The sequence below is a fragment of the Alteromonas sp. 5NS40-0096 genome (assembly GCF_057544385.1).
In genome coordinates this window covers 116,563-141,598 of sequence record NZ_BAAJLQ010000003.1, presented here as the reverse complement: position 1 = coordinate 141,598, position 25,036 = coordinate 116,563, and the positions used below count along the sequence as shown (strand labels likewise).

Here is a 25,036-nt window from a genome sequence, read left to right as displayed (position 1 = left end):
ATGTTTTCAAGCAGTAAACTGAATTGGAAAGAAAAAGTTGGGTACTCGCTGGGCGACATGGCATCCAACTTTTATTGGCGTGTATTCGATCTGTTTCTCTTTATCTTCTACACCGATGTATTTGGTTTATCCGCGGGCGCAGTCGGTACCATGATGCTAGTCACAAGGCTCATTGATGCCGTGTCAGACCCTCTCATGGGTGCGTTGGCTGACCGCACGAAAACTCGTTTTGGTAAGTTTCGCCCATACTTACTTTGGGGCGCGATTCCGCTCAGTGTAGCCGGCGTATTGACGTTTACCGTGCCAGATTTAGGCGACGATGGAAAACTGGTGTGGGCCTACGGCACCTATATTTTTATGATGCTTGCTTACACCTTTATCAATGTCCCTTACGGCGCTTTGATGGGAGTGATGACTGGAGAATCGCAAGCTCGTACCCAACTTACTTCATTTCGATTTATCGCGGCATTCAGTGGCGGTACTCTTGTCGCCTACCTCACACCAGAATTGGTCTCCTTGTTGGGTGGAGGTGATGAGTTGAGAGGGTGGCAACTCACAATGTCGCTATACGGTGTTGTTGCTATTGGCTTGTTTGCAACCACATTTTTGACGACCAAAGAACGAATTTCACCGCCGGCAACACAGCGAACAAGCGTTTGGCAAGACATCGGCGACCTTGGTAAAAATCGTCCGTGGCAAATTCTGTTTATGCTCGCACTGATCATCATGGTTACCATCAGTTTGCGCGGCAGTGCCGGTACTTTTTACCTCAAATATTATGTCAATAGAGAAGATTTGATCGGACTCTTTAGTGGCGTATACATGGTGTCCTTAGCGATAGGGGCGGCAATCACGCCACTACTCTGCCGTGTCGTTGAAAAGCAAACCTTACTCATCATCTTAATGGCATTAGTCACCCTGTTTTCTGCCCTACTCTATTTTGTTCCACCTGATCAACTATTTGCGATTTTTGCTTTACAGTGCCTGATTGGGTTGTGCCTAGGGCCCAAATCGCCCTTGGTGTTCTCTATGTATGCTGACACAGCAGATTACAGCGAGTGGAAAACTGGACGTCGTGCTACGGCGATGATTTTTTCCGCTGCAGCCTTCGCTCAGAAATTAGGAGGAGCGTTAGCAGGTGCAACCATTGGTTGGGTACTTGCTGGTTTGGGCTATGCCGCTAACCAAGTGCAAACTGATGCGTCTCAAATGGGGATAGTGTTACTGATGACAGTGATTCCTGCCGTTTTCGCCGGCTTATCCGTTGTTGTCGCACGCTTTTATCGCCTCGACCAATCCAAACTCGATTCGATTCATCAAGAACTCAACAGCAGGAGCGCCTGATTCATGGCCAAGGATCCCCTCTATTCGTTAAACCCGGCCTCAGACGAAATTGCGCTGCACAGTTCAACGGCGCTACCCGCCGCAACTGGCTACCTTTGGAATAGCCAAATGTTGTTAAACATGAGTTGTCAGGGCTACGCCAATGTGCATTTTATGCAGCCCGAGCCTGCAACATACACATCGGGCCCCGCACTTGAAGCCAAAACATTTTTACAACCAGAGCATCAATATTACCCGGGTCACCCAGGTCGATTCTTTTATTTTAAAGACAAAAATAGCTATTTTTCTGCCCCTTATGCTCCGGTGAAGCGAGTCGCAGACGCGTTTGTTTTTACCATATCGTCGGAAAAAATAACGTGGCAGATCAAACAAGGCCCTTGGCAAATTGATTTAGAAGTGATGCTTGCAGGCGATGAAGTGGCAGAAGTCTGGTCTCTAACGATAAAAAACCTTGTAGACCAGCCGCAAACCTTGCAAGTCTGGCCTTGCTTCAATATCGGCAATCAATCTTGGATGAACCAATCCGCAGACTTCGATTCCACGCTCAATGCGATAGTGGCAGACAAAGTCACCCCGTATCAAAAGACTGCAGACTACTTAAAACAGCGTCGGTTTAAAGAAAAAACTTTTTTTGCTAGCTCTCAAGTGCCGGATAGCTGGACCACATCATTGGCAGATTTCCTTGGAGAGGGAGATTGGCAATACCCTCAAAGTCTTGACCAACAGCGTTTAAATCAAGCTCCCGCGATCTATTGCTCTCCAGTGGCTTGTATGCAATTTGAATTGGCGTTTGAGCCGCAACAAAGCAAATCATTTACCTTCGTCTTTGGCGCTGCAAAATCAAACAGTGATATACAAAGTCTGCTGGACCGTTTCTGCAATGAACAAGGCGTCGTTGAAAATAAACGGCGAATCGCTACTAACCAGCTCAAATGGCGAGATGCATTTACGCTGACATCGCCAGACCGCGACTTCAACCACTTCGTCAATCATTGGCTTACTCGGCAAGTGTATTACCACGGAGAAACAAACCGCCTGACAACCGATCCGCAGACCCGTAATTACTTACAAGATGGCATGGGCATGTGCTTTGTCGAACCCAGCAAAATGCGTGAAGCGCTGCTGACCACGTTGTCCCAGCAATCCGTCGACGGCGAAATTCCAGACGGGGTACTTTTGCACCCAGACGCTGAGCTAAAATATATCAATCAAGTGCCCCATACTGACCATGCAGCTTGGGTGCCCATTTGCCTCAAGGTATATCTTGACGAGACTAATGACTTTGCTATGTTGGACGAAGTCCTTCCGTTTGCCGACAGCTCAGAAACGGCGACGGTTTGGGAACACATTCAAAGAGCCATGACGAGCTTACAAATCAACCTTGATAGTAGAGGGTTGAGCTTGATCAGTCAGGGAGATTGGTGTGATCCCATGAATATGGTGGGGCACCTCGGAAAAGGCGTTTCAAGTTGGTTGTCCATGGCGACATCGTGGAGTTTTCAACAATGGAGTCAGATTTGCCACGACTTTGATAAACGCAAGGCCAGTGATTATTGGCATCAAATGGCAATCAAACTCAATGCCAATATCAACGACTACTTCTGGCAGGAACAATGGTATGCCCGAGGTATCACAGATAGAGGCCGTACATTTGGCACCGCACAGGATACTGAGGGTCGCATCTTTTTGAACCCACAAAGTTGGGCAATGCTCTGCGGCGCCGCAGACAGTAAGAAAATGCCTCGGTTGCAACAGGCGGTGTCCGAGCAATTGATGACACAGTTTGGGCCGCAGATGTTAGCACCCGCTTATACACATATGCACGAGGACGTCGGCAGACTCACGCAAAAATTTCCAGGTGTCGCAGAAAACGGCGCCATATATTGCCACGCCGCAGCCTTCTATATCTATGCGTTGGCCAAACAGGGTCAAATCGATACTGCCCTGGCAATACTCAAAATGTTGATACCCGACGAAGGTAGTTGTGAGCAGCGTGGACAACTACCTAACTACATTCCCAACTATTATCGAGGTGCGGCTCAGTTATATCCGTCTGAATGCGGTCGTTCTAGCCGCCTATTCAACACAGGAACGGTCGCGTGGTTAATGCGGACCATTGTAGAGGAGATTTGTGGATTCCAGGGGCACAAAGACGGTTTAAAAATTGAACCAAAACTGCCAACTTCATGGGACAAGTTATCGGTAAATCGCCGATTTAGAAGTCATCAGATCCACCTTGATATACGCAGAGGTGACCATAAAGGTGGCTCCATCGTGTCGATGGAAGGACGAACTATCAGGGACAACACCCTAACGCTCCCCCACAGTAGTAGCAACTTACGTATTGACGTTGTTTTACCGAAAGGAGCACCTTAGTGACGCCACAACTGATCATTGTCATGGGTGTGACTGGATGTGGTAAGTCTACCCTCGCAGACCGTTTAGCAAAGCACTATCAAGTACCACTAGTTGAAGCAGACGACTATCACTCCGACCACGCCAAGTTCGTTATGTCTAAGGGCATTGGGCTAACAGATAGTGAACGTATACCTTGGCTCGATAAGGTGAAATCTGCATGTTTAAGTAAAATGCACACCCACAGTCCTGTCGTATTGTCGTGCTCCCTGCTTAAGCAAACTTATCGAGAGCGCTTTAGACAACATACGTTTGCATCAACATTTATCTGGCCTAATACGCCAAAGTCCTTGATTATTGAACGTTTAAAGCACCGTACAGGCCATTTTGCTTCCGCGACGCTACTCGACAGTCAATTCCAAGCGCTGGAATCGCCTACCAAGGAGAAAGACTGTTTTGAGATTAACGGGACGAAATCCGCAGAACATCAGTTTACTGCGAGCCTGGCGATACTGAATGCACGACTGGAAACCAATACTAATGAAACTCGCTAAGCTACCTTTATCCATGGCTGCCATAGCCCTGTGGGCTTGGGGGCCTTACTCCGATGCTAACACCTCGTTGCCACAAGTATACAAAACCGCTACTGCCCCCATTATCGACGGACAAGTCGATAGTTTATGGCAGGCTTACAACTGGCAACCAATGGATTTTTTAATATTAGGCGACAAACCAACAGCAGAAGACTTCAGTGGTCGATTCAAGCTTACATGGGATGAAAATGCCCTCTATCTGTTAACTGAAATTACTGATGATGTACTTTCTGATGCCTACCCCGACCCTACACAGAGTTACTGGGACGATGATTGTCTCGAGATTTTTCTCGATCCAGATGGGTCTGGCGGAGACCACTTGTACAATGATTCGGCATTCGCGTATCACCTTGCGCTTGATGGACACGCTGTAGATATCGGCAATAAGGCGGGCGAAATCGTGTTGCTAGACCACCACGTCGAAAATCAGTGGCGACGCCAAAATGAAGCGCCTTATCGCCTTATTTGGGAGGCAAAAATTGGATTTTTCGATTCCATTGCGACTCTTTCTCCCTCTGAGTTAAAAGCCGAGCAGATTTTTGGCTTCATGTTGGCTTACTGCGATGCCGATGGTCAGGGGTCTCGCGAACACTTCATGGGATCCACACCTATCACTCCCATAGATAATGATAAAAACCTTGGCTATAAAACTGCTGATGTATTCGCCAAGATGCAGCTCAATAATGAAATAAGATCACAAAAAAACGAAATTAAATAACCATTAATTTCATATACTTATCAGAATTACTGTAAAATTTATGTAAATTATATGTTGATCTTTTGAGCGATGTGACATAACTTGAGAAAGCGCTTTCTCGAGAAAGCAAAAAAAATAAATCTTTTCGAGAAAGCCCTTTCCCGAAGAATGGACAGACAACACCGAAAGAGAGAACAACAGTGAAAAGCACAACGTTTAGCAAAACCAGATTAGCAACCAGCTTATCTCTGATTCTCGGCAGTAGCTTTATCCATACAGCTATTGCTCAAGAAGCGGACGATGTAGAAGTAATCCAAGTACGAGGCATTCGCGGCAGTATTCAAGAATCTATGAGTATCAAGCGCGATTCAGCGGGTGTCGTAGATGCAATCTCTGCAGAGGACATTGGTAAGTTCCCAGACACCAACCTTGCTGAGTCACTCCAACGTATTACAGGTATTTCAATTAGCCGTAACAACGGCGAAGGTAACCAGGTGACGGCGCGTGGTTTTGGACCTGACTTCAACATGGTTACGCTAAACGGCCGCACAATGCCGGGCTCTGCACTTCCTGGTGGCGGTGGTACAGCTAACTCGCGTGCATTCGACTTCTCTGACCTAGCATCAGAGGGTATTCGCGGTGTTGACGTCTACAAAACAGGCAAAGCGAGCATCGCAACCGGCGGCATTGGTGCAACGATAAATATCCGTACTGCACGCCCTTTTGATGCCAGCGAAACAGGTTTCAGTGCATCTGTTGGAGCAAAAGCGCTGCACGATACAACAAACCGTGTCGGTGATGATGTCACGCCAGAGGTGTCGTCATTCATCAATTGGGTCAATGAAGATTCAACGTTTGGATTAACCTTCACGGGTTCTTTCCAGCAACGCGATAGCTCTGCGGTTGGTGCATTTGTCAACCAATGGCGGGTAAACCCGTTTGATGGCACGGTACCACAATCTCCCGATCCGTCTAACCCAGCGAGTGGCGATCCCGTTGTACTCAATAATGCGCCCGCAATAGGCCAACTTTTTGCGATTCCTTCTGACTTACGTTACTTCGTAGCAGATAGAGAAAGAGAAAGAACCAATGCGCAAATTACCGCGCAATTTGCACCCAGCGATCGTCTAGTTGCTACATTAGATTACACCTACTCAAAGCAAGACTTGTTTGAAGCGCGTGCTGAGCAGTCGATTTGGATGGATGACCGTTATTTTACGAATTTAACATTTGACGACGAAACGGTAAAAACTCCCGTTCAAATTACCCAAGAACGTCGTGATCTCTTACCAAGAGACTTGGGTTTAGCGTTACAAGAACTCAATCAAGTGAATGAAAACAAATCATTCGGCCTTAACTTAGAATATCAAGTTAACGATGATTTCCAGCTCGTATTTGACGCTCATCATTCAAGTGCAGAAGGCCGCCCTGATGCGCCGTATGGTACATGGGTCAACTTCGGTCTCGGTGCGAACGTGGTTCGTGGCCAAGGTGTTGATTTCAGGGGTGAGTTCCCCATCATGCTGGTTGACTTCGACGACGCCTCGCGCGGTAACCTGAATCCAAATGGAGTGCTCGACCAAGACGATGTGGGTACATCAATCTTGGACATGAACTTCAGCTCTCAAGACACTGAAGTCACACAAGCTCGCTTGGACGGTACGTACGAATTAGATACGGGTGCGATCAACTTTGGTATCGAATCTCGCTCTATGGAAAGTACGTCGCTACAGTCATTGACTCGTCACACTATGGGTAACTGGGGTATCGAAAACCCAGGTGAGTTACCGGCTGGCTCATTGACGCCATTGAACCTAGCTTCTGAATTTGAAGACTACAATACTAACGGTATTTTCTCACAAGGCTTTACTGGTAACGTCGCCCAGCTCGGCGCCTTTGCTGCTCAAGAGTATGGCTTTGAGTTCAGAACTACGAACCCATTTGCCACCAACCGTACAATCCAAGAAGACATCACCGCAGTTTACTTCGAATTTGATTTAGAAGGTGAGCTTGGAGGTATGCCATACAACATCTTGGCGGGTATGCGTTATGAAAATACCGATACTACGTCTATCGCCAATGTCAGTTTACCAAGCGGCATCGCGTGGGAAGGTAACAATGACTTCAATGTGCGATTCGGCAGCGACATGGAAGATGTATCGATCGATTCTAGCTATGACCACATTTTACCAGCATTGGATTTCGATATTGAATTTGCGGAAAACATGATTGGTCGCTTCAGCTACAGCAAAACCATTGCTCGTCCAACATACAACAACCTGAGTGCAGCATCCTCAGTATCGCCACCAAGTGGTCCAACGTTGCTAACGGATGGTGCGACTGCCACGGCAAGCTCTGGTAACCCAGCACTTGTTCCACTGGAATCTGACAACATTGACTTGTCTTTCGAATATTACTTCGATGACACCAGCTATGTTTCCATCGGCTTCTATGACAAGCGTGTAAGAAACTTCATTGGTAACGACCAAGTTGAAGAGAACGTATACGGTCTGCGCGATGCGACTGCAGGTCCACGTGCACAAGCTGCACTTGCCGAATTGGAACGCTTAGGTATCCCTGTGAGTGACACCTCTTTGTTCAACATGGTTGCGGCGATGGAAAACGGCGTTGACTACTTCTCATTGACCGATGAGCAATTCGAAGCAGCTTACGACGTGCTGCCAGAGTCTGACGATCCATTACTGACGTTTATCAACTCTAAACCGGTTAACAACGAAACCGCGAATATCTACGGTTTCGAGCTCGCTGCACAGCACTTCTTTGGCGAAACAGGGTTTGGTGTTCAAGCCAACTACACTACGGTAAATGGTGATGTCGGCTTCGACGTAAACGCCAATCCTTCGGTCACACAGTTTGCATTAGTTGGTTTAAGTGACACTGCCAACTTGGTACTGATGTATGAGAAAGATGGGCTACAAGCCAGAATCGCCTACAATTGGCGTGATAAGTTCCTAGATACTACATCGCAATTTAGGAATGAGCCTGGCTTCACTGAGTCCTTCTCGCAAATTGACTTCAACGTCTCATATGACGTGACTGAAGATCTAACTGTGTTTGTTGAGGGTATTAATATTACTGAAGAAAATGCCCGACGCCACGGTAGAACAAGCGCCATGCTGTGGAGAGCTGAACAGTTTGGTGCGCGTTACGCACTAGGAGCAAGATACCGCTTCTAATTCTGTTGCTCATTACGTCTATCACGGGTGTGTCCCCTGTGATAGACGTTTTTGCGCTTATGGGTATACACTAGAAGGCGTAACGGCGACAACATAAGGCAAGTCAATGTCAGAGAATACGCAACATATTGTAGTAGTTGGTGGCGGTAGTGCAGGTTGGCTATCAGCGTGTTTTATCGCGGCATCTCAAAACAGTGAAACAACCACTGTCACTCTGATTGAATCTCCGAATATCCCCACATTGGGCGTTGGCGAAGGAACTTGGCCTTCGATGCGCAATACTCTCAATACTATTGGTATTCCCGAAGCACAGTTTTTATCTGTTTGTAACGCCTCGTTCAAACAGGGATCAAAGTTTGTCGGTTGGCGAGATGGCACTGATAGCTACTACCACCCTTTCATGGTGCCCGGCGGTTACAACGAAATCAATTTGGCCGCCCACTGGCAAGCTCACTATTCTGGTACGCCCTATGACTATGCGTTCTGTCCACAACCTGAGGTATGCGACCACTTCCTCGCCCCAAAACAATTAGCGACACCTGACTACGCCTTTGTCACGAACTATGGCTATCATTTCGATGCTGGGAAACTTACAGCGCTGCTCACTGAGCACGGCGTAAACAACTTGGGGATTCGCCATGTTATCGACGATGTTATCGCTATCCATGCGCACCCTAGCGGAGATATTCAAGGCCTCGAGACTCGCCATCATGAGATATTGTCGGGAGACATGTTCATCGACTGTAGCGGTATGCGTGGTTTACTCATCCACGGCCATTATCAAATACCGTGGCACCGGGTTGGCGACACACTATTAAACGACTCGGCTGTCGCCTCGCAAGTCAAATACGCCGACGATAACGCACCTATTCAGTCCACGACCATTGCCACCGCACAACCCGCGGGTTGGACCTGGGATATTGGGCTTTACCATCGTCGAGGTGTGGGTTTGAGTTATGCCAGTAGCCACCTCGGGAAAGAGGCAGCCGAAGAAACGCTTGCTAAGCATATTGAGTCAACGGGCGCGTCAACAGATGAGGTATCGATGCGCCATTTGAGTTTTACGCCGGGTTATCGAACCGAGTTTTGGCATAAGAACTGCCTAGCGATTGGTATGTCTGCTGGTTTCATCGAACCGCTAGAAGCATCAGCACTGGCCATGGTTGAGCTCAGTTTGGCCATGCTTACCGAGGAATTTCCACAGAACAGGGCTCACATGGAAATGGTATCAAAACGCTTCAATAAGCGCTTTGACTATCGCTGGCAAAGGGTTATCGATTTCGTCAAGTTACACTATGTACTGAGTGAGCGGTCAGAAGATTACTGGTTAGCTCAACGGGCACCTGAAACGCTACCCGACGCCCTAAAAGACTGGTTGGCACTATGGCAATATCAAGCGCCATCGCGTCATGACTTTATTGAAAATGAGGAAGTTTTCTCATCGACGAGCTACCAGTTTGTTTTATACGGTATGCAATTTAAAACTCGATTTGGGGCTAGCGCAACTCCACCTGCTGCGCAAAAGCGCGCCCATCGACTGCATACCGAATTACAACAGCATCAACAAAAGCTGCTGGCGGCCTTGCCGACTAACCGAGATTATCTAGCCACGCTACGCCAGCACCTTTCTCAACACAGGAATACGGCATGAAGCCAGTAAAAGAAGTCGTCATCGCCGGCGGTGGCACCGCTGGTTGGATGGCTGCGGCATCACTATCCAAACTGCTAGGAAAAAGCGTAAACGTCACGCTAATCGAATCTGACGACATTGGTACCGTTGGTGTAGGTGAAGCCACTATCCCGCCCATTCGCACACTGCACAAATTGCTAGGTATAGACGAAAAGCAATTTATCCACGATACCAATGCCACTTTCAAACTTGGCATCCAATTCGAAAATTGGGGCCAAGATGGCGACAGCTACGTTCACTCCTTTGGTATTACTGGCCGTGAATGTTGGGCTGGAGAATTCCATCATTTTTGGTTGCGAGCCAAACGCGAAGGCGCGAGCAATGCCTTTGGTCAGTATTGCTTAGAGCATGAGGCTGCACTCGCTCACAAATTTGGCCTATCCCAACAGGCGCCACTGAATTTTGCATATCACTTAGATGCTGGTAAATACAGCCAATTTTTGGCAACGATGGCCAAGCAAGCCGGTGTTCGACGTGTCGAAGGAAAAATCAAACAAGTACAAAAAGATCCTTCAAATGGATTCATTTCGGCTTTGGAATTAGAGGACGGCCAATGCATTAACGGTGACTTTTTCATTGATTGCACTGGATTTAAAGGTCTGTTAATCGAGCAAGCCCTACACACTGGGTATGAAGACTGGTCACACTTTTTGCCCTGTGATAGTGCCATTGCGGTGCAAACAAAACTACACCATGCTCCGGTTCCCTTCACTCGCTCTATCGCTCATGATGCAGGTTGGCGCTGGCAAATCCCATTGCAACATCGAATGGGCAATGGTTTGGTTTATTGCCGTCGCTATTTATCTGATGAGCAAGCGAAAACTAGATTATTAGAGTCAGTCTCAGGCGAGCCTATCAACGAGCCCAGAGTGATTAGGTTCACGCCGGGTAAACGCCGACAGGGCTGGAATAAGAATTGTGTTGCGCTTGGCCTAGCGTCAGGGTTTATCGAACCGTTAGAGTCAACCAGCATTCATTTGATCATGACAGGTATTGTCAGGCTGATGCGTTTATTCCCGTTCGAAGGTGTCACCCAGTCAGCTATCGATGAATACAACAACAAGTTCGACAGCGAAATGCAGTGTATTCTCGACTTCATCGCCATGCACTATAAGGTCACAGAACGGGATGACAGCGAATTTTGGCGTCATTGTAGAACGATGTCAGTACCAGTATCGCTCAAACACAAGCTCGATTTGTTTAAGCAGACGGGCCGAGTATTTTTGGACGATGGCGATATTTTCCGCGTCGATTCTTGGACGCAAGTGATGCTGGGACAACGGCTTGAACCCGAGCAGTTTCACTGTATTGCAAATGAAATGTCGCAAGATGAATTTAATCGATTTATGCAAGGTCTTCGCGATCAAGTTAAGCAACAATTGCAGCAGTTACCTTCTCATAGCGACTTTTTGAAGCATATTGCGTTATAATTGAGATTGAAAAATAATCAACTAGTCCCATATTTCTAGTGTTTGTAACAGAAAAGAGGTCGTTATGGATATTGAAAGATTTGTGTTTGACTTAGACACACCAGCGCCACAAGAGCACCATGTCTTAATCAAGACAAGTGCAGAACACCAAATAGCATTTAATGATGCGTGGCAAAGCTACATGGACAGCAAGCAAAATGATGAGTAAAAAAAGCGCATAGTATGCGCTTTTTTTATCTTTCTTGTTTTATTGCGTTGCCTGTATGGCAGTTAACGCTATTGTAAATACAATATCATCAACCAAAGCACCGCGACTCAAATCGTTGACTGGTTTTCTCATACCTTGCAGCATTGGCCCAATACAGATTAAATCAAAGCTGCGCTGAACGGCTTTATACGTGGTGTTTCCAGTATTCAAATCTGGGAAGATGAACACCGTTGCCTGTCCTGCCACTTTGCTATTTGGCGCTTTTTTCTTAGCAACGCTATCGATAACAGCCGCGTCGTATTGCAATGGGCCGTCAATCAATAAATCGGGACGGCGTTGTTGAGCAATCTGTGTTGCCAATCGCACTTTTTCAACGTCATTGCCAGTACCCGATGCCCCTGTGCTATAGCTAATCATAGCTACCCTAGGCTCTATACCAAACATGGCTGCCGAATCGGCAGATTGTATCGCGATATCTGCCAATTCATCGGCAGTGGGATCGGGGTTAATCGCACAATCGCCGTAGACTAAAACTTGCTCTGGCAACAGCATAAAAAACACTGAAGACACGAGGGACGCTTCTGGCGCCGTCTTTATCAGCTGCAGCGCCGGCCTAATCGTATTGGCCGTCGTATTCACTGCGCCTGACACAAGTCCATCGACTTTGCCTTGTTGTAACATCATAGTCGCCAGTGTTGTGTCGTCTTTGAGTACTTCTTCAGCGAGTACACGAGTCATCCCTTTGTGCTCACGCAGCGCAACCAGTGGCTCAACGAAGCTATCTCTGACGTCAGTAGGATTTACAATGTCGATACTAGTAGGCAGTTCTATGCCTTGTTGCTCAGCGATACGCGTAATCTCTTCTGGCTGACCAATCAATACAGGCCTTGCCAAACCTCGCTCCGCACAAATCGATGCCGCTTTGATGGTTCTTGGCTCTGTTCCCTCTGGCAATACGATACGTTTGTTTGCCGCTTTCGCTTTTTGTGCGAGAGAATAGCGAAACGCAGAAGGCGATAGCTTGTTTTGACGCCTTACGCCACTGGCGAGTTCAGTCAACCAATGAGTATCGATAGAGTCTGAAATATGCCCCATCACCTTGTCGATACGCTGTTGATCGTCTGTTGGCACCTCTTGATTGAACGTATAGAGATTCTGAGACGTTTGCCACGTATTTTCTTTGACAATCATCATTGGTAAGCCACTCTCCAACGCCTGATGACACAGTGCCATCACGCTCGGCTCGGGTCGATAACCGCCAGTTAACAATATGCCGCCAATCTTGGTTCCATTCAAAGCGGCAAGACAGCTCGCCACCAGCACATCGCTGCGATCGCCAGACATAACGAGCAAAGTACCGGGCTGAAGTGCATGGGTCATATTGTGAATTTCGCGGGCACAAAACGAAACACTTCTCACCCGACGAAACTCGGCATCACCTTCATTGATGAACTCTGCATTCATATGCAAAGCTATATCTGCTACGCGAGGAGCAACGAGTTCCAAATCCCACGTTATTGCCCCCAAAAAGGCAAAGGATTTCTTGAAAATTGGCAAGTTATTAAGCGCGGCAAGTTGCTGCTCAGTATCGATGTCGTGTTCGGTTGTTTCCGTATGCGTCATAAAACGGCCATTGGAATCAACAGGGGCATTCACCTTATTGAAAATGCACCCCATCACTCGCTTACTTTTGTGGCCGCCATAGGTATCCACGACAATTTCTAGCTTGTGATTAAGTTGCTCATAGTCCTCGGTACCAGGCGTACAAACGAAAACCATTTTGGCATCAAGCGCTCGACTGATCGCGTAATTTAGTCTCTCTGCATAAGGGTGACGTCGTGTGGAAACCAAGCCTTCGATTACCGTCACTGCTTGCGGATCGTGTTGTTGTTGAAACTGAGCGACAATTTCTTCCAACAGTCCATCAATATTATCATTGCCAATCATGGCTTCAGCACGAGCAGTATCTATTGGTGCTGGCGGTTCAATGTTGCTGTACTGACGGACAATCGTCGTAGACTTTTCTGGCCCAGTATCTCCTTTTCGAGGCTGCGATACGGGTTTGTGAAATTGTACTTTAACGGCTTGCTGCTCTAACGCTCTCACTAAGCCCAGACTCACTGATGTAAGACCAACACTCGTTCCAACGGGAATCAACATAATTCGACTAGACATACTGTACCTCTACGCCTGACTACTGAGAATGAGAGCTTCTTTTGCAATAACCCACTCTTCATTGGTGGGGATCACGAGTATCGGTATTGGGCCACTCGCAATATCTCCGCTTTGTCCAAATCTCGCTTCCAGGTTCTTAGTTTGGTCTAGAGCAAACCCCATGTGGGTAAGAAAATTGATTGTAGTTTGACGAATAAATGCTGAGTTTTCGCCGATGCCGCCAGTAAAAACCAATCCATCTAACGGGCCCGTTACGACCATATAAGCACCAATGTACTTAGCCAATCGATAACAAAAGATATGAAGTGCTAAGGCAGCATCTTCGTCTCCATTTTCCGCTGCCTCTTCGAGAGCGCGGCAATCATTGCTCAAACCAGAGAGCCCAAGTAAACCGGAAGACTTGTTTAAGAGCCCGTCTACTTCAGACATTGACATATTGAGCATCGAAGCGAGGATGCCTGGCAAACTCGGATCTAAATCGCCACATCGAGTTCCCATTACCAAGCCTTCAAGAGGTGTAAAGCCCAAACTAGTATCGACCGCTTTACCGCCTCTAATTGCTGCGACACTGCATCCATTACCCAAATGCGCGGTGATCAAGTTTGTGTTGTCTAAAGGTTTATTCAGAAGTGTTGCGGCTTTGTCTGACACAAACTGATGGCTAGAACCATGGAAACCATAACGACGAATACCATGCTCTTCATAGAGTGACTTGGGTAAGGCATAAAGATAGGCGTGTTTAGGCATCGATTGAAAGAACGCGGTATCAAACACGGCGACATGAGGTAAGTCAGGGAACGCTTGCTGCGCAGACTCGATGCCCGCCAAATTCGCAGGGTTGTGTAGCGGCGCCATGACAGCGTGGTCGGCAATTGCTTGTTTCACTGAGTCGTCAATCAACACAGCTTGTTTAAAGGTCTCTCCACCGTGAACGACCCTGTGTCCAACCGCCACCGGCACTGCTGGTTGGGCGTTGATTACTTTTTGGATCTCGGCTAATGCTTGCTCGTGACTTGCACCACTTACGAGTGGTATGGAGTGTTTTTGACCTTCAACTTTATACGATAACGATGCCGTATCGTTACCTAAACTTTCCGCAATACCAGACAGCTGCGTATCGCCAGTAGTCGCATTCAAAATCGCAAATTTGATAGAAGAACTACCACAATTCAATACGATAATATCTTGTTTCATTTAATAAGAACCTGATCTTTGGATCATAAAAAGTATGAGAGAGCAACGTAGCAGCGAGAGCACACCGCAGCATCGTATCGCGCCACGAGCCAAAGGTATTGCGTAGCGAAAGCGTCATATCAATCATAGGACATCAAGTGACTAAGCAGCGAAAGTTTCAAAACTACCCACGTTCATCTGTGCGTTTATTATACTAAAATGGTTGTGAACTGTCGCTTTATTTTGCGCTTTAAATAAAGAAATATTTCAATAAAATTATAAAGTTACATCTTTTAACTTATTTCGAAACACAAGTTAACAACCTCTGTATTTAAGTTTACATAAGTAAATTTTATTTGCTTATTTCGTTCACTCTTCTCACACTTAGGTCACAACAAATCTGACCAGTAGGAAATGGTATGTCTCTTGAGTTAACGATCGAAAACGAAATCGCCCTTATCAAGTTCGATGACGGCAAGGTTAACGCGGTAGGGTTCGATTTAATTGACGCATTCAACACGGCGCTAGATCGCGCAGAACAAGAAGCAAATGCGGTTGTACTCTATGGTGGCGAAGGGAAGTTTTGCGGCGGTTTCGACTTAACCGTAATGAAGGCAGAAGATAAGTCTCTGCAAATGAAGTTAGTGACACTCGGCGCTAAATTAGTCAAGCGTATGTACAGTTTTCCAAAGCCACTAATCGCAGCAGCAGAAGGCCACAGTATAGCTTTAGGCGCGATTTTTTTGATGGCTGCGGATCTGCGCATTGGTAAAGACGGTGAAACCAAATACGGACTGAATGAAACCGCTATTGGTATGGTCCTTCCCCCATTCGGTATGGAACTAGCAAAAGCCCGTTTGGCGTTGGCATGCCAAACTGAATCATTGCTGTTTTCTCGTATCTATCAAGGCAAAGAAGCCGTAAAAGCCGGTTTCTTGGATGCTGCAGTCCCCCAAGATCAAGTCCTAGCGACGGCTATGGGTTACGCGGAACAGCTTAAAATGTTGCCATCTAACGCCTTTGCTCAATCTAAACTGCAACTGCGCCAAGATACTCTTGACCGAATGGGCGTGTAGAGCAGCAATATTTAACTGAGGACGAGCAAGGATTAATACGCTAAGCTCGCCCTCAACGACCTTACATTCTGATCTCATGCATCAAGTAGCCTTTTGCACCAAACACCACAAAACTGCGATCATTGCACCATTACTACAAAGTTTGGGCTTCAAACTGGTGGAGTATGCGGCATTTGATACCGACTCTCTCGGCACATTTAGCGGCGAATGCCCAAGAACATTGACACCTGACGAGGCGGCGCTCGAGAAAGCCAAACAAGCTTGCCAGGCGACATCAATGCGATATGGATTAGGTAGCGAAGGCTCTTTTGGTGGAGGTCCCTATCCTGGATTCGTCAATTGGAATCACGAATTACTGTGCCTGTATGACAGTCATAGCGAGCAAATCATATACGCCAGCGCTCAAGGGCCGACGTCTCTGGAGCCTATGGTATTTGAATCCTTTGCTGAGTTGAGTCGCACCTTACCCTTGCTTGGTGAACAAAGATGGATATTGAATGGTGAAAACCAACTATACAAAGGCCAAACGCTGGCGTCGCTTAGTCAGTTGGAAGATAACAATACACTCACCTATCCAGTCACTCTCGAGCCAGATTTTCGCGCGATGTATTGCCCAGAACGCCAACAAATGATTCATAAAGCCGGTGCAGATTTAGTGAAGCGCTTGGCTGCAACATGCCCTGCATGCCAAGCCCCCAATTTTGTCGTGAAAGCAACCGAAACAGGGTTAACCTGTTCCCATTGTCATTATCCGACACAACAAGTGAAATCGGAAACTTACCACTGCGACATGTGTCATCACGAGTCGATCCAAACCCATCCCGACTTTTCAGCCGATCCTGCTCAATGTGGCGTGTGCAATCCATAAAAAATTTAGAACGTAAATCACGTAATCACTCATATTCTTTGACCAAGAGCACACAATCTAATCCTAATTGTTAAATTTACTGTATAAGTTGTTTAGCATAATCAAGGATGCAGTATGGCTCGGATGAACTATCACCACTTATATTACTTCTGGCGTGTCGCATGCGCTGAAAACCTGACCCAAGTGGCGAATGAAATTCATCTATCGCAGTCGGCCATTTCCGCGCAGCTCAAGCAATTTCAGCATAACTTGGGAATGCAGCTCTTTGAACGTCAAGGCCGGAAACTCGCATTGACCTCAGTAGGTCGTCAGGTACTCGCGTATGCCGAAGACATCTTCTCCAAGGGGGAAGAGCTCGAACATATGCTCGCCAATGGATTTTCAGCACAAGAAAAACACGTATCAATTGGTGTTCTCAATAACCTATCGAGGAACTTTGTAGAAAGCTTCACTTTACCTCTGATAGAGGATGAGTTCGCGACCTTTTCTCTGCAGAGTCGCAGTTTGCCTAACTTGCTGGAAGGGCTAACTAATCACACATTCGACGTCATTTTGACCAACCATAATGTCGAAGTTGGACATCAAGCGCCCATGTGGCACAGTCAACTGCTCTCACGGCAAGCAATCGCAATAGTAGGCCCCGCCTCTACAGGCATCACGCGAAAATTCCCGCAAGACTATCAAGATATTCGCTGGGTCGTCCCCACCGCGAACAGCGAGATTCGCTCGGCATTTACCATCGCCTGTACGCAACACCAATATCAACCGATAATCAAAGCAGAAACGGATGACATGGCGATGCTGCGTTTATTAGCAAGAGACACGGGCGCGTATGCCGTGTTGCCTGAAGTGGTAGTAAGAGACGAAATATCCAGCGGTAACCTGAGCGTGCAGCAGCGCATACCTGGCGCATACGAACACTTCTATGCCGTTACCCTAGCCAAAAAAACGACTCCAATGGTTGTCCAATCGCTAATAGAAAAAATGAAAACTGACCCGGCTTTCGCGGAGGATACACCGCCTTGAGAAGGTAAAATAGGCAAGGTAGCGGCGAGTTAGGCTACGGCTCGTGAAACGCGATCCAGAATAGCAACCCACTCGGCTTCTTGAGGTGGGTACTCTATCCATATTTCATCCACACCTTCGGCATCTAATGCGTGTAATGCACCATACAGCCCTTTGGCATAAACTCGATGATCGCACGATAAATGCAGGTGCTTACCTGTCTCGAAGACAAGCGCTGAAAATTGTGACGAGCAACTAATCAAACCGACATTTGGATTGTTGGCTAAACCTTGCGTAATCTCATCAACTGACTTGAGAAATGCGGGTGTTTTGGGCTGATAATGTTGTTTGACATTACCCGGAACCGCTTCACCAGTTACGTTTTGACGAATCACGTTTCGCCCTGTTGCCGCTTCGATTTGCTCAGCACTAATTGGGCCTGGGCGCAAAATGACAAGGTCTTCACCACGCACATCAACAATCGTCGATTCGATCCCTTGATGACTATCACCACCGTCGACAACCGCGGGTATGCGCCCACCAAGGGTACTGACAACATGATCTGCTTTCGTTGGACTGATGGTTTTGTACAAGTTCGCTGATGGCGCAGCAAGACCGAGCTTCGAATGCTGCAAAATAGCGCTAAATACAGGGTGAGATGGCACTCGCAATACTATTGATGGCTTGCCACCAGTCACCGCATCAGGCACATGAGGTGCTTTGTCGAACAGCATCGAAAGCGGCCCTGGCCAAAATGCTTTAGCCAATGTTTTCGCAATGGGTGGAACGGCCGCAGCCCAATTTGATAACCGGGTGACGTCGGCAATATGGACAATCAAAGGATGGTTTTGTGGTCGTTGTTTCGCAGCGAAAATCTTTGCAACAGCCTCTGGCTGACTTGCATCTGCCGCCAATCCATACACCGTTTCCGTTGGCAGCGCAATGCACTGCCCACCTTTCAATAAGGTAGAAATTTTTTCCAAATCAGTAGGGTAACGGAGTATTTCAGTAGATATATTCGGCATCGCTAAGTACAAGGTGGAAATCAAAGAGACCGCACTTTTGAAGAAAGTGCCCAAACGGCGGTATTTTAATAAGATTGTGGCAGATTATCCAATAACAAACACAAAATTTGAGCTGTTCAATGGGATGAGGGGAAATACTGTGAATCTTAAAAAGAAAAAGGCCCCAACAAGTGAGGCCTTTTAACTATATGGCTAACGCCGATTACTGAGCGGCGTCCAATTGATTAAGCAACACGCTGACCGCTTTTTCAATCTGCTTGTCTTTGCCATTTGCAGACGATTGAGGGTCATTTTTTACTTTGTGATCAGGTTCCGTTTGATTGTTCTCTAAGTACTCGCCTTTGGTGTTTTTCATACCCACTTGCGGTACACCCGCCCTGAAGTCACCCGAGATGCCGGTTTCCCACCAAACCGCCGTCATAGTACCGGGCACAGGCATACCTACCATTTCTCCAAGGTCTAGCTGATCGTAGGTGTAAGAGAATGCATGAGCATCACTGTAGTTACCTTCATTGATAACCAGTACAGACGGTTTATTCCACTGATCGAGTGGGTCACCATGGTACTGACGACCTCGTACGTGCATTGTAAAGTACTCATTACCGGATAGTAACTTAGCAAGGTCGTTGTGAAGCCAACCACCACCATTAAAGCGAGTGTCGACCACGACAGCTTCTTTGTCGAAGTGCTTACCTAGCAATGAAGAATAAACCGTTCTAAAGCTCGGGTCATTCATGCCGCGAACGTGCACATATGCAAGCCTACCATTAGACAATTTATCGACAAGTGCTTCGCGATTTGCTACCCAACGCTCGTAAAGTAGCCCACTTTGTGCACGCAGCGAAATTGGTTTGATGACTTCATCAAACGGCTTACCATCTTTGCCTTTAAACGAGAACCTAACACGCTTGCCGGCTTTGCGATTCAACAACTGATAAACATTCTGCTTACCGTCCAGCTCTACACCATCAATGGCTAGGAGTTTTGTACCTGCTGTTACCTTTGAATCCGCTTTATCAAATGGTCCCTTATTCATCACTTCAACCACTTCCAGTGGTCCAGACGTATCCGAGAGGTCAAAGAATAGTCCTAATGCCCCGGTTGAATCATTCATCGGATTTCTCTGTGGACGATAAGATGACCCAATATGAGAGGCGTTCAGCTCGCCTGTCATCTCCGCAAACATATTCGCAAAATCACGGTTGTGACCAATTGAGGGCAGTTTCGCACGATACGACTCTCCCATCTCATCCCAATCGATACCGTGGTAGTCATCGCGATAGAATTTATCTTTAATCACTCGCCAGCTGTGATCAAACATAAAAGCCCGTTCTTGGGCTTTCTGAAGATCCATAACCGGCTGAACAGTCACAGGTTTTAAACTGATTTTCTTACCGAGTTTGCCCTGCTTCAGTCGGCCGTCGGCTAGGATATAAATACTTTTGCCATCTTCACTGACAGACATAGTCGCTCGTCTTGCATTTAGCTTTGACACTAACTCCGTCTTTTTTTCACGAATGGTGTGACGCCATAGATCGTAACCTTTCTCAAAACGCGCTAAGTAATATAGCTCTCCAGCATCTTTGGTTAAGTACGCATTACCCAAGTCTGACGCGTGCATCGTTAAGCGCACCGTACGGCTATCAATGTCACTCCAGTTGATATCAAGTGGCGTGTTACCCTCGCTCTCTTCGTCCTTTGCTTTATCGTCGTCTTTTTCCTCAGATTTAGCTTTGGCTTTTTTCTTTTCGAGTGTTTTGTTTAACGCGTACTCTTCTTTTGATAAGCGGAATTTATCAAACGCATCTTGCGTCAAAAATGCAGCCATCACGTCAGCTTCTCTTCCCCAACTACCGTGATCTCTTTGGCCGTAACGAGTACTTGCCCAAATCACAGTATCACCGCTAGGTGTCCAAGTTGGCGCGCCATCAGAATAGCCTGATAAGCTAATATCAACTGGATCTGCCGATCCATCCGAAGGAAACACGCCTACGTTGGTGATAAACAAGCGGTTACGGGGTGCAAAACTCGCACTCATCCAATAGCTATCTGGTGCCCAACTAAAGCTAATATCGCCGTCTGCGTACGAGTAGTTGTACTGTTTACCCAAGGCAACATTCGTTTTCTTGGATTCTCTGTCAAACACTTGTATTTCGTCTCTGGCAGACAAAAAGGCGATTTTACTGCCATCGGGTGAATATACTGGCTGGAAGCTGTCTGTATCTGCTACATGTATGGCTTTCTCATCAAGTGTCGTCGCCGCAAAGAAGTAAGGTTCATTGTCATCGACTATTGACGTCTCATACAAACCCCAGCGACCTTCTCGTTCTGCCGCGTACAACAAGGTTCTACCATCTTTGTGAAACGACACTGAGCGTTCTTGTTCAGGAGTATTGGTTACCGCGCGAGTCGTTTTAAACTCTGTACTTGCGACAAACACCTCGCCACGAGCCACAAATGCGACTTCTTTGCCGTCTGGAGAAACTGCAAATTCCGTAATCTTGCCGCCTAACATCGTCGGCAAAAGCGCGTCTTCTTGGGTGTCATTCGCGATATCGACTTTCACGTATTTAGGCTTTTTGCCCTCTAAAGTGTAGATACTGCCGTGATGAACAAAAGCCAACTTGCCTTTGTCACTGACCGACAAGCTGCGTACTGGATGCTCTTTAAACGAAGTCAGCTGTTTTTTGTTGCCACCATTCAGATCTGACTGCCAGACATTGAACGCGCCTGTACCCTCTTCGGAGGTATAGTAAAAGGTATCTTTGTCTTTCCATACTGGGTTATGGTCACCACCAGCGAATGTCGTAAGCTGAGTATGTTCACCAGACTTCAGATCATGCAGCCAAATATCTCTAGCGAATGCCGACACATCATGTTTACGAAATTGGTTTTCATACGCTTTTTCATCGCGATACAGCAACTTCTTGCCATCCATCGAATATTGTACTTCCGATGCCGGGGTAGTCGATACCATCTCTGGTGTTCCTCCTTTAACCGGTACCGAGTACGTTTCAGTCAAACGCGTAGTAGGAAAGAAAGTGGAAGAGGCTGAGTCCACTCTGGCGCTGGTAAACAATACGTCTTTGCCATTGCGGGAAAAATCTTGAGGGATATCAGTGCCTGAATAATACGTAAGTCTTTTAGCCACGCCACCTTGAGACGACATCACGTAAACATCTAAGTTACCACTGCGATCACTTGCAAACGCGATTCTTTTGCCATCACGAGACCACACTGGATGGCCATCCCAATCACTGTGTATCGTCAGCGCTCTGGCTGTGCCACCAGCCGCAGGGACGGTGTAAATATCCCCCTTGTAAGAAAACGCAATGGTTTTTCCATCGGGAGAAATACTGCTGTGTAAAAACCAATCATCGTCCTTGTCAGCAAACGCTGAACAAGACATCACGGCTAACGCACTTAGCGCTATTTTATACTGTCGCATAGGTGAACCTTGTTGTTGTTTTTAAGGGCGCTGCACGCGCTTTTTTAATATTGATACATTATTACAGCTACCCACCCTCTATCAACCAGCGTGCTACGAATGGCTTTAGATTGTCTATCAGTGGCATGTATTAGTAATCAGATCAGCAAGAAATATCAAAAAAAGCAGCTAAAGAATCGCTACATTTTGACGTCTAACGCAACTTGAGGATAACCGATATGAAAATCACTAAAACAGTTACAATTAACAAGCCTGCGGATCAAATTTGGCATCTCATTGCTCAAGACTTCGACAAAGCGCATCTTTGGATGGGACCGATTCCAAAATCATCCGCACTAGGCGAAGGTAAAGGGATAACAGGCGCTCCTATGGCGGGCCGTATTTGCGATTTGAGTGATAACCCTGAAGGCGCAAAAGTCAAAGAAGTGATTACGCAATTTAACGAACAAAACCAAACTATTGCTTTCGACGTGCTGCCCATCAATAACCCGGCAATCGTTCCAATTCGTCAAAATCACGTAAAGATGCAAGTTCGTCCAATAGGGCCAAAAAAATCGCAGGTTATCTGGACTTCAACACCACGACTAAAACCCATAGCCTATGCGTTTTACCCTTTGTTGCGCATCGTTTTTCCCATTGCCTTTGGTAAGTTATTGAACGGCTTAAAACACTACGCAGAACAAAATAGTCTAGTATCATCTAACGCATAGATTTCATATAGGTAACGCCTTTATGCAGCGCTTTTTTAAAAGTATTGAATACATTGAAAATCACCTAGGCGACAAAATCAGTGTGCACGATATCGCCGCAGCGTCGCACTATTCCACGTACCATTACAGTAGAGTATTTAAAGCTTTGGTCGGAGACACACCTAAAGAGTACTTGCGCAAGCGTCGACTCACCCTCGCCGCTAAACGGCTTTTAACTGAAGAGATAGGCATTCTGGAAATCGCTTTGGAATGTCAGTTTGATTCTCAGGAAGCGTTTACTCGTGCGTTTAAAGCCCTATTTAACATGACCCCTGCGCAATACCGAAAGATTAATGAACCATTCAGACTACTTTACAAAAAACCTTTCGGGCAGAACGATTTGGACTTCCTTCAATCAAACATTAGCATGGAGCCTGAAATCATCTATCAAGACGCAATGAAGATAGTCGGTATCGCCAACCCGTACAGCGACGGCGATTTGAGTCTTCCTAAGTTGTGGTCAGGCTTTGCTCCATTTCGCAATCAAATAAACAATCGCATAGGCCAGTCCTTTTTTGGCATCTACGAACAATACCAAGAAACTGAAGACAGCACTCAGTTTATCTATATTTGTGCCGCTCAAGTCGACAACTTTGATGATGTGCCTCAAGGTATGATTACCCGTGAGTTGCCTGCGCAAACCTATGCTAAGTTCACGCATGTTGGCCCGCTTGCTAAGCTGGAAGAGACACTAAAGTACATATGGGGAAGCTGGCTACCCAAAAGTGAATTTAATTACGCCAATACGCCTGATTTTGAGTTGTTACCCGAAGGCTTTAATGACAAGGATCCACACAACAGAATATATTTACACATCCCGGTCACTCCGAAGGAAAGTTAATTTCTAGCGTTCTCAATTGTATAACTCAGCAAGAAATATCAAAAACCTCCTACTGACACCAAATAGAATGATGCTTGAGCTAATTGCTATGTAACGTTTTACGGGGGAAATATGAAAACAGTGCTGATTACCGGAGCCAATGCTGGCCTAGGCAAGGAGACCGCAAAGCAACTTGGAGAAATTGAACACATCGAAAAGATCTTACTCGGTTGCCGCAACCTGACCAAGGCACGACAAGCCAAAGCTGAACTTACAGCAATAACGGGAAGAGATATTTACGATATCGTCAACATCGACGTTAGCAACCTAGATTCGGTTCGTATGGCAGTCGCAGCCCTGCCCTACAGTGTAGATGGTCTGATCATGAATGCCGGCGGCACAGGAGGAAGAGCTTTTAGCAAGCTAACAGACGCAGGCGTGACTCAGATTGTTGCAGTCAACTTATTGGGACATGCAGTACTGACTGAGGAACTCTTAAAAGCCCAAAAGCTCAACAGTGTCGCAATTTATGCGGGATCTGAAGCAGCTCGTGGCGTGAAAGAAATGGGCATGCCACGTCCAAATTTCCCAAAGTCATCGATACAAGAATTTATCGAACTATGCCAAGGCAAAAGGTTTGTAAGTCAATCAGATGCAACGGTTCCATATGGCCCAATAAAGTACATGGCGGCCTTATGGATGGGAGCCATGTCGAGACAATACCCCAAAATTCGATTTGTCACTATGAGTCCTGGGGCAACCACAGGCACCGAAGGCTTTGATAGCCTTTCACTTGTTCGCCGCACCGTGATGAAAAGTATGATGCGAGTAATGCTAGCACTTGGCAAAGTTCACAAAATCGATGTGGGAGCGAAACGGTTCGTCGATGCTTTGCTTAATAGCGCCTATTCGACTGGCACTTTTTATGCGAGTAAAAAAGGACTAACTGGAGAGATAAGCGACCAAAGTACACTTTTTGGTGATTTGGCAGATCTGGACATTCAAAACAACGCGAAACTGGCGTTATCGCATTTTATGTAGCAAAAAAACAAGAGTAAAAGGGAGGACGAATCCATCGTCCTCCAACCCATCCATGGGCCCTTTTTCTTCATCGCAATGTCAGTCACACACTGACAACAAAAATGTTATAACATAACAATTATAATTGCCAATATTAATTTCA

At 46.6% G+C, this 25,036-nt stretch carries 18 protein-coding genes; 14 read left to right on the top strand and 4 right to left on the bottom strand.

The features are described 5' to 3' along the window. From AC27G9_RS10570 to AC27G9_RS10535, 8 genes are all read left to right on the top strand, one after another. Entirely contained in the window at nucleotides 1-1,344 is a 1,344-nt protein-coding gene (locus AC27G9_RS10570) for an MFS transporter (protein WP_487073920.1), read from the top strand. Between the two features lie 3 nt (nucleotides 1,345-1,347). Next, entirely contained in the window at nucleotides 1,348-3,720 is a 2,373-nt protein-coding gene (locus AC27G9_RS10565; protein ID WP_487073918.1) for a GH36-type glycosyl hydrolase domain-containing protein, read from the top strand. Then, nucleotides 3,720-4,253, top strand: coding sequence for a gluconokinase (locus AC27G9_RS10560; RefSeq protein WP_487073916.1), 534 nt, complete (start codon nucleotides 3,720-3,722; stop codon nucleotides 4,251-4,253). The genes AC27G9_RS10565 and AC27G9_RS10560 overlap by 1 nt, the downstream gene beginning before the upstream one ends. Next, nucleotides 4,216-5,010 carry a sugar-binding protein gene (locus AC27G9_RS10555; RefSeq protein ID WP_487073914.1) on the top strand — a complete coding sequence of 265 codons (795 nt, stop codon included), beginning with the start codon at nucleotides 4,216-4,218 and terminating at the stop codon, nucleotides 5,008-5,010. The genes AC27G9_RS10560 and AC27G9_RS10555 overlap by 38 nt, the downstream gene beginning before the upstream one ends. Nucleotides 5,011-5,189: 179 nt before the next feature. Next, on the top strand, nucleotides 5,190-8,186 hold the full coding sequence (locus tag AC27G9_RS10550; RefSeq protein WP_487073912.1) for a TonB-dependent receptor: 2,997 nt from the start codon (nucleotides 5,190-5,192) through the stop codon (nucleotides 8,184-8,186). A 106-nt stretch (nucleotides 8,187-8,292) separates the two neighbouring features. Continuing rightward, nucleotides 8,293-9,837, top strand: a complete 1,545-nt coding sequence (locus AC27G9_RS10545) for a tryptophan halogenase family protein (RefSeq protein WP_487073910.1) — start codon at nucleotides 8,293-8,295, stop codon at nucleotides 9,835-9,837. Then, the gene (locus AC27G9_RS10540) at nucleotides 9,834-11,306 is read left to right on the top strand and encodes a tryptophan halogenase family protein (RefSeq protein WP_487073908.1); all 1,473 of its coding nucleotides are present in this window, start codon (nucleotides 9,834-9,836) and stop codon (nucleotides 11,304-11,306) included. Before AC27G9_RS10545 ends, AC27G9_RS10540 begins: the two co-directional genes overlap by 4 nt. A 64-nt stretch (nucleotides 11,307-11,370) precedes the next feature. Further along, nucleotides 11,371-11,514 (top strand): hypothetical protein, encoded by a 144-nt coding sequence (locus AC27G9_RS10535; RefSeq protein WP_487073906.1) that lies wholly within the window; start codon nucleotides 11,371-11,373, stop codon nucleotides 11,512-11,514. Nucleotides 11,515-11,553: 39 nt separating this feature from the next. Here the strand turns inward: AC27G9_RS10535 and pta are convergent, their stop codons facing one another. Beyond that, complete coding sequence (gene pta, locus AC27G9_RS10530) at nucleotides 11,554-13,689, bottom strand: phosphate acetyltransferase (RefSeq protein ID WP_487073904.1); 2,136 nt, start codon at nucleotides 13,687-13,689, stop codon at nucleotides 11,554-11,556. 9 nt (nucleotides 13,690-13,698) lie between these two features. Beyond that, the gene (locus AC27G9_RS10525) at nucleotides 13,699-14,883 is read right to left on the bottom strand and encodes an acetate kinase (RefSeq protein WP_487073902.1); all 1,185 of its coding nucleotides are present in this window, start codon (nucleotides 14,881-14,883) and stop codon (nucleotides 13,699-13,701) included. A 398-nt stretch (nucleotides 14,884-15,281) separates the two neighbouring features. Between AC27G9_RS10525 and AC27G9_RS10520 the strand changes: the two genes are divergently transcribed. From AC27G9_RS10520 to AC27G9_RS10510, 3 genes are all read left to right on the top strand, one after another. Then, on the top strand, nucleotides 15,282-15,938 hold the full coding sequence (locus AC27G9_RS10520) for a crotonase/enoyl-CoA hydratase family protein (protein ID WP_487073900.1): 657 nt from the start codon (nucleotides 15,282-15,284) through the stop codon (nucleotides 15,936-15,938). Nucleotides 15,939-16,014: 76 nt separating this feature from the next. Further along, nucleotides 16,015-16,806 (top strand): DUF6671 family protein, encoded by a 792-nt coding sequence (locus AC27G9_RS10515; protein WP_487073898.1) that lies wholly within the window; start codon nucleotides 16,015-16,017, stop codon nucleotides 16,804-16,806. A 114-nt stretch (nucleotides 16,807-16,920) separates the two neighbouring features. Further along, on the top strand, nucleotides 16,921-17,832 hold the full coding sequence (locus AC27G9_RS10510; protein ID WP_487073896.1) for a LysR family transcriptional regulator: 912 nt from the start codon (nucleotides 16,921-16,923) through the stop codon (nucleotides 17,830-17,832). Between the two features lie 29 nt (nucleotides 17,833-17,861). Here AC27G9_RS10510 and AC27G9_RS10505 read toward each other — a convergent pair whose 3' ends face one another. Both AC27G9_RS10505 and AC27G9_RS10500 read right to left on the bottom strand, forming a co-directional pair. After that, nucleotides 17,862-18,836, bottom strand: a complete 975-nt coding sequence (locus tag AC27G9_RS10505) for an L-threonylcarbamoyladenylate synthase (protein ID WP_487073894.1) — start codon at nucleotides 18,834-18,836, stop codon at nucleotides 17,862-17,864. Between the two features lie 202 nt (nucleotides 18,837-19,038). Next, nucleotides 19,039-22,284, bottom strand: a complete 3,246-nt coding sequence (locus AC27G9_RS10500; protein WP_487073892.1) for a S41 family peptidase — start codon at nucleotides 22,282-22,284, stop codon at nucleotides 19,039-19,041. 218 nt (nucleotides 22,285-22,502) lie between these two features. On the opposite strand from AC27G9_RS10500, the gene AC27G9_RS10495 reads away from it, so the two are divergent. From AC27G9_RS10495 to AC27G9_RS10485, 3 genes are all read left to right on the top strand, one after another. Continuing rightward, nucleotides 22,503-22,994, top strand: a complete 492-nt coding sequence (locus AC27G9_RS10495) for an SRPBCC family protein (RefSeq protein WP_487073890.1) — start codon at nucleotides 22,503-22,505, stop codon at nucleotides 22,992-22,994. A gap of 22 nt (nucleotides 22,995-23,016) precedes the next feature. Next, nucleotides 23,017-23,874 (top strand): AraC family transcriptional regulator, encoded by an 858-nt coding sequence (locus AC27G9_RS10490; RefSeq protein WP_487073888.1) that lies wholly within the window; start codon nucleotides 23,017-23,019, stop codon nucleotides 23,872-23,874. A 111-nt stretch (nucleotides 23,875-23,985) separates the two neighbouring features. Then, nucleotides 23,986-24,894: an SDR family NAD(P)-dependent oxidoreductase gene (locus AC27G9_RS10485; RefSeq protein ID WP_487073886.1), complete on the top strand. Its 909-nt coding sequence runs from the start codon at nucleotides 23,986-23,988 to the stop codon at nucleotides 24,892-24,894. Nucleotides 24,895-25,036 lie beyond the last annotated feature (142 nt).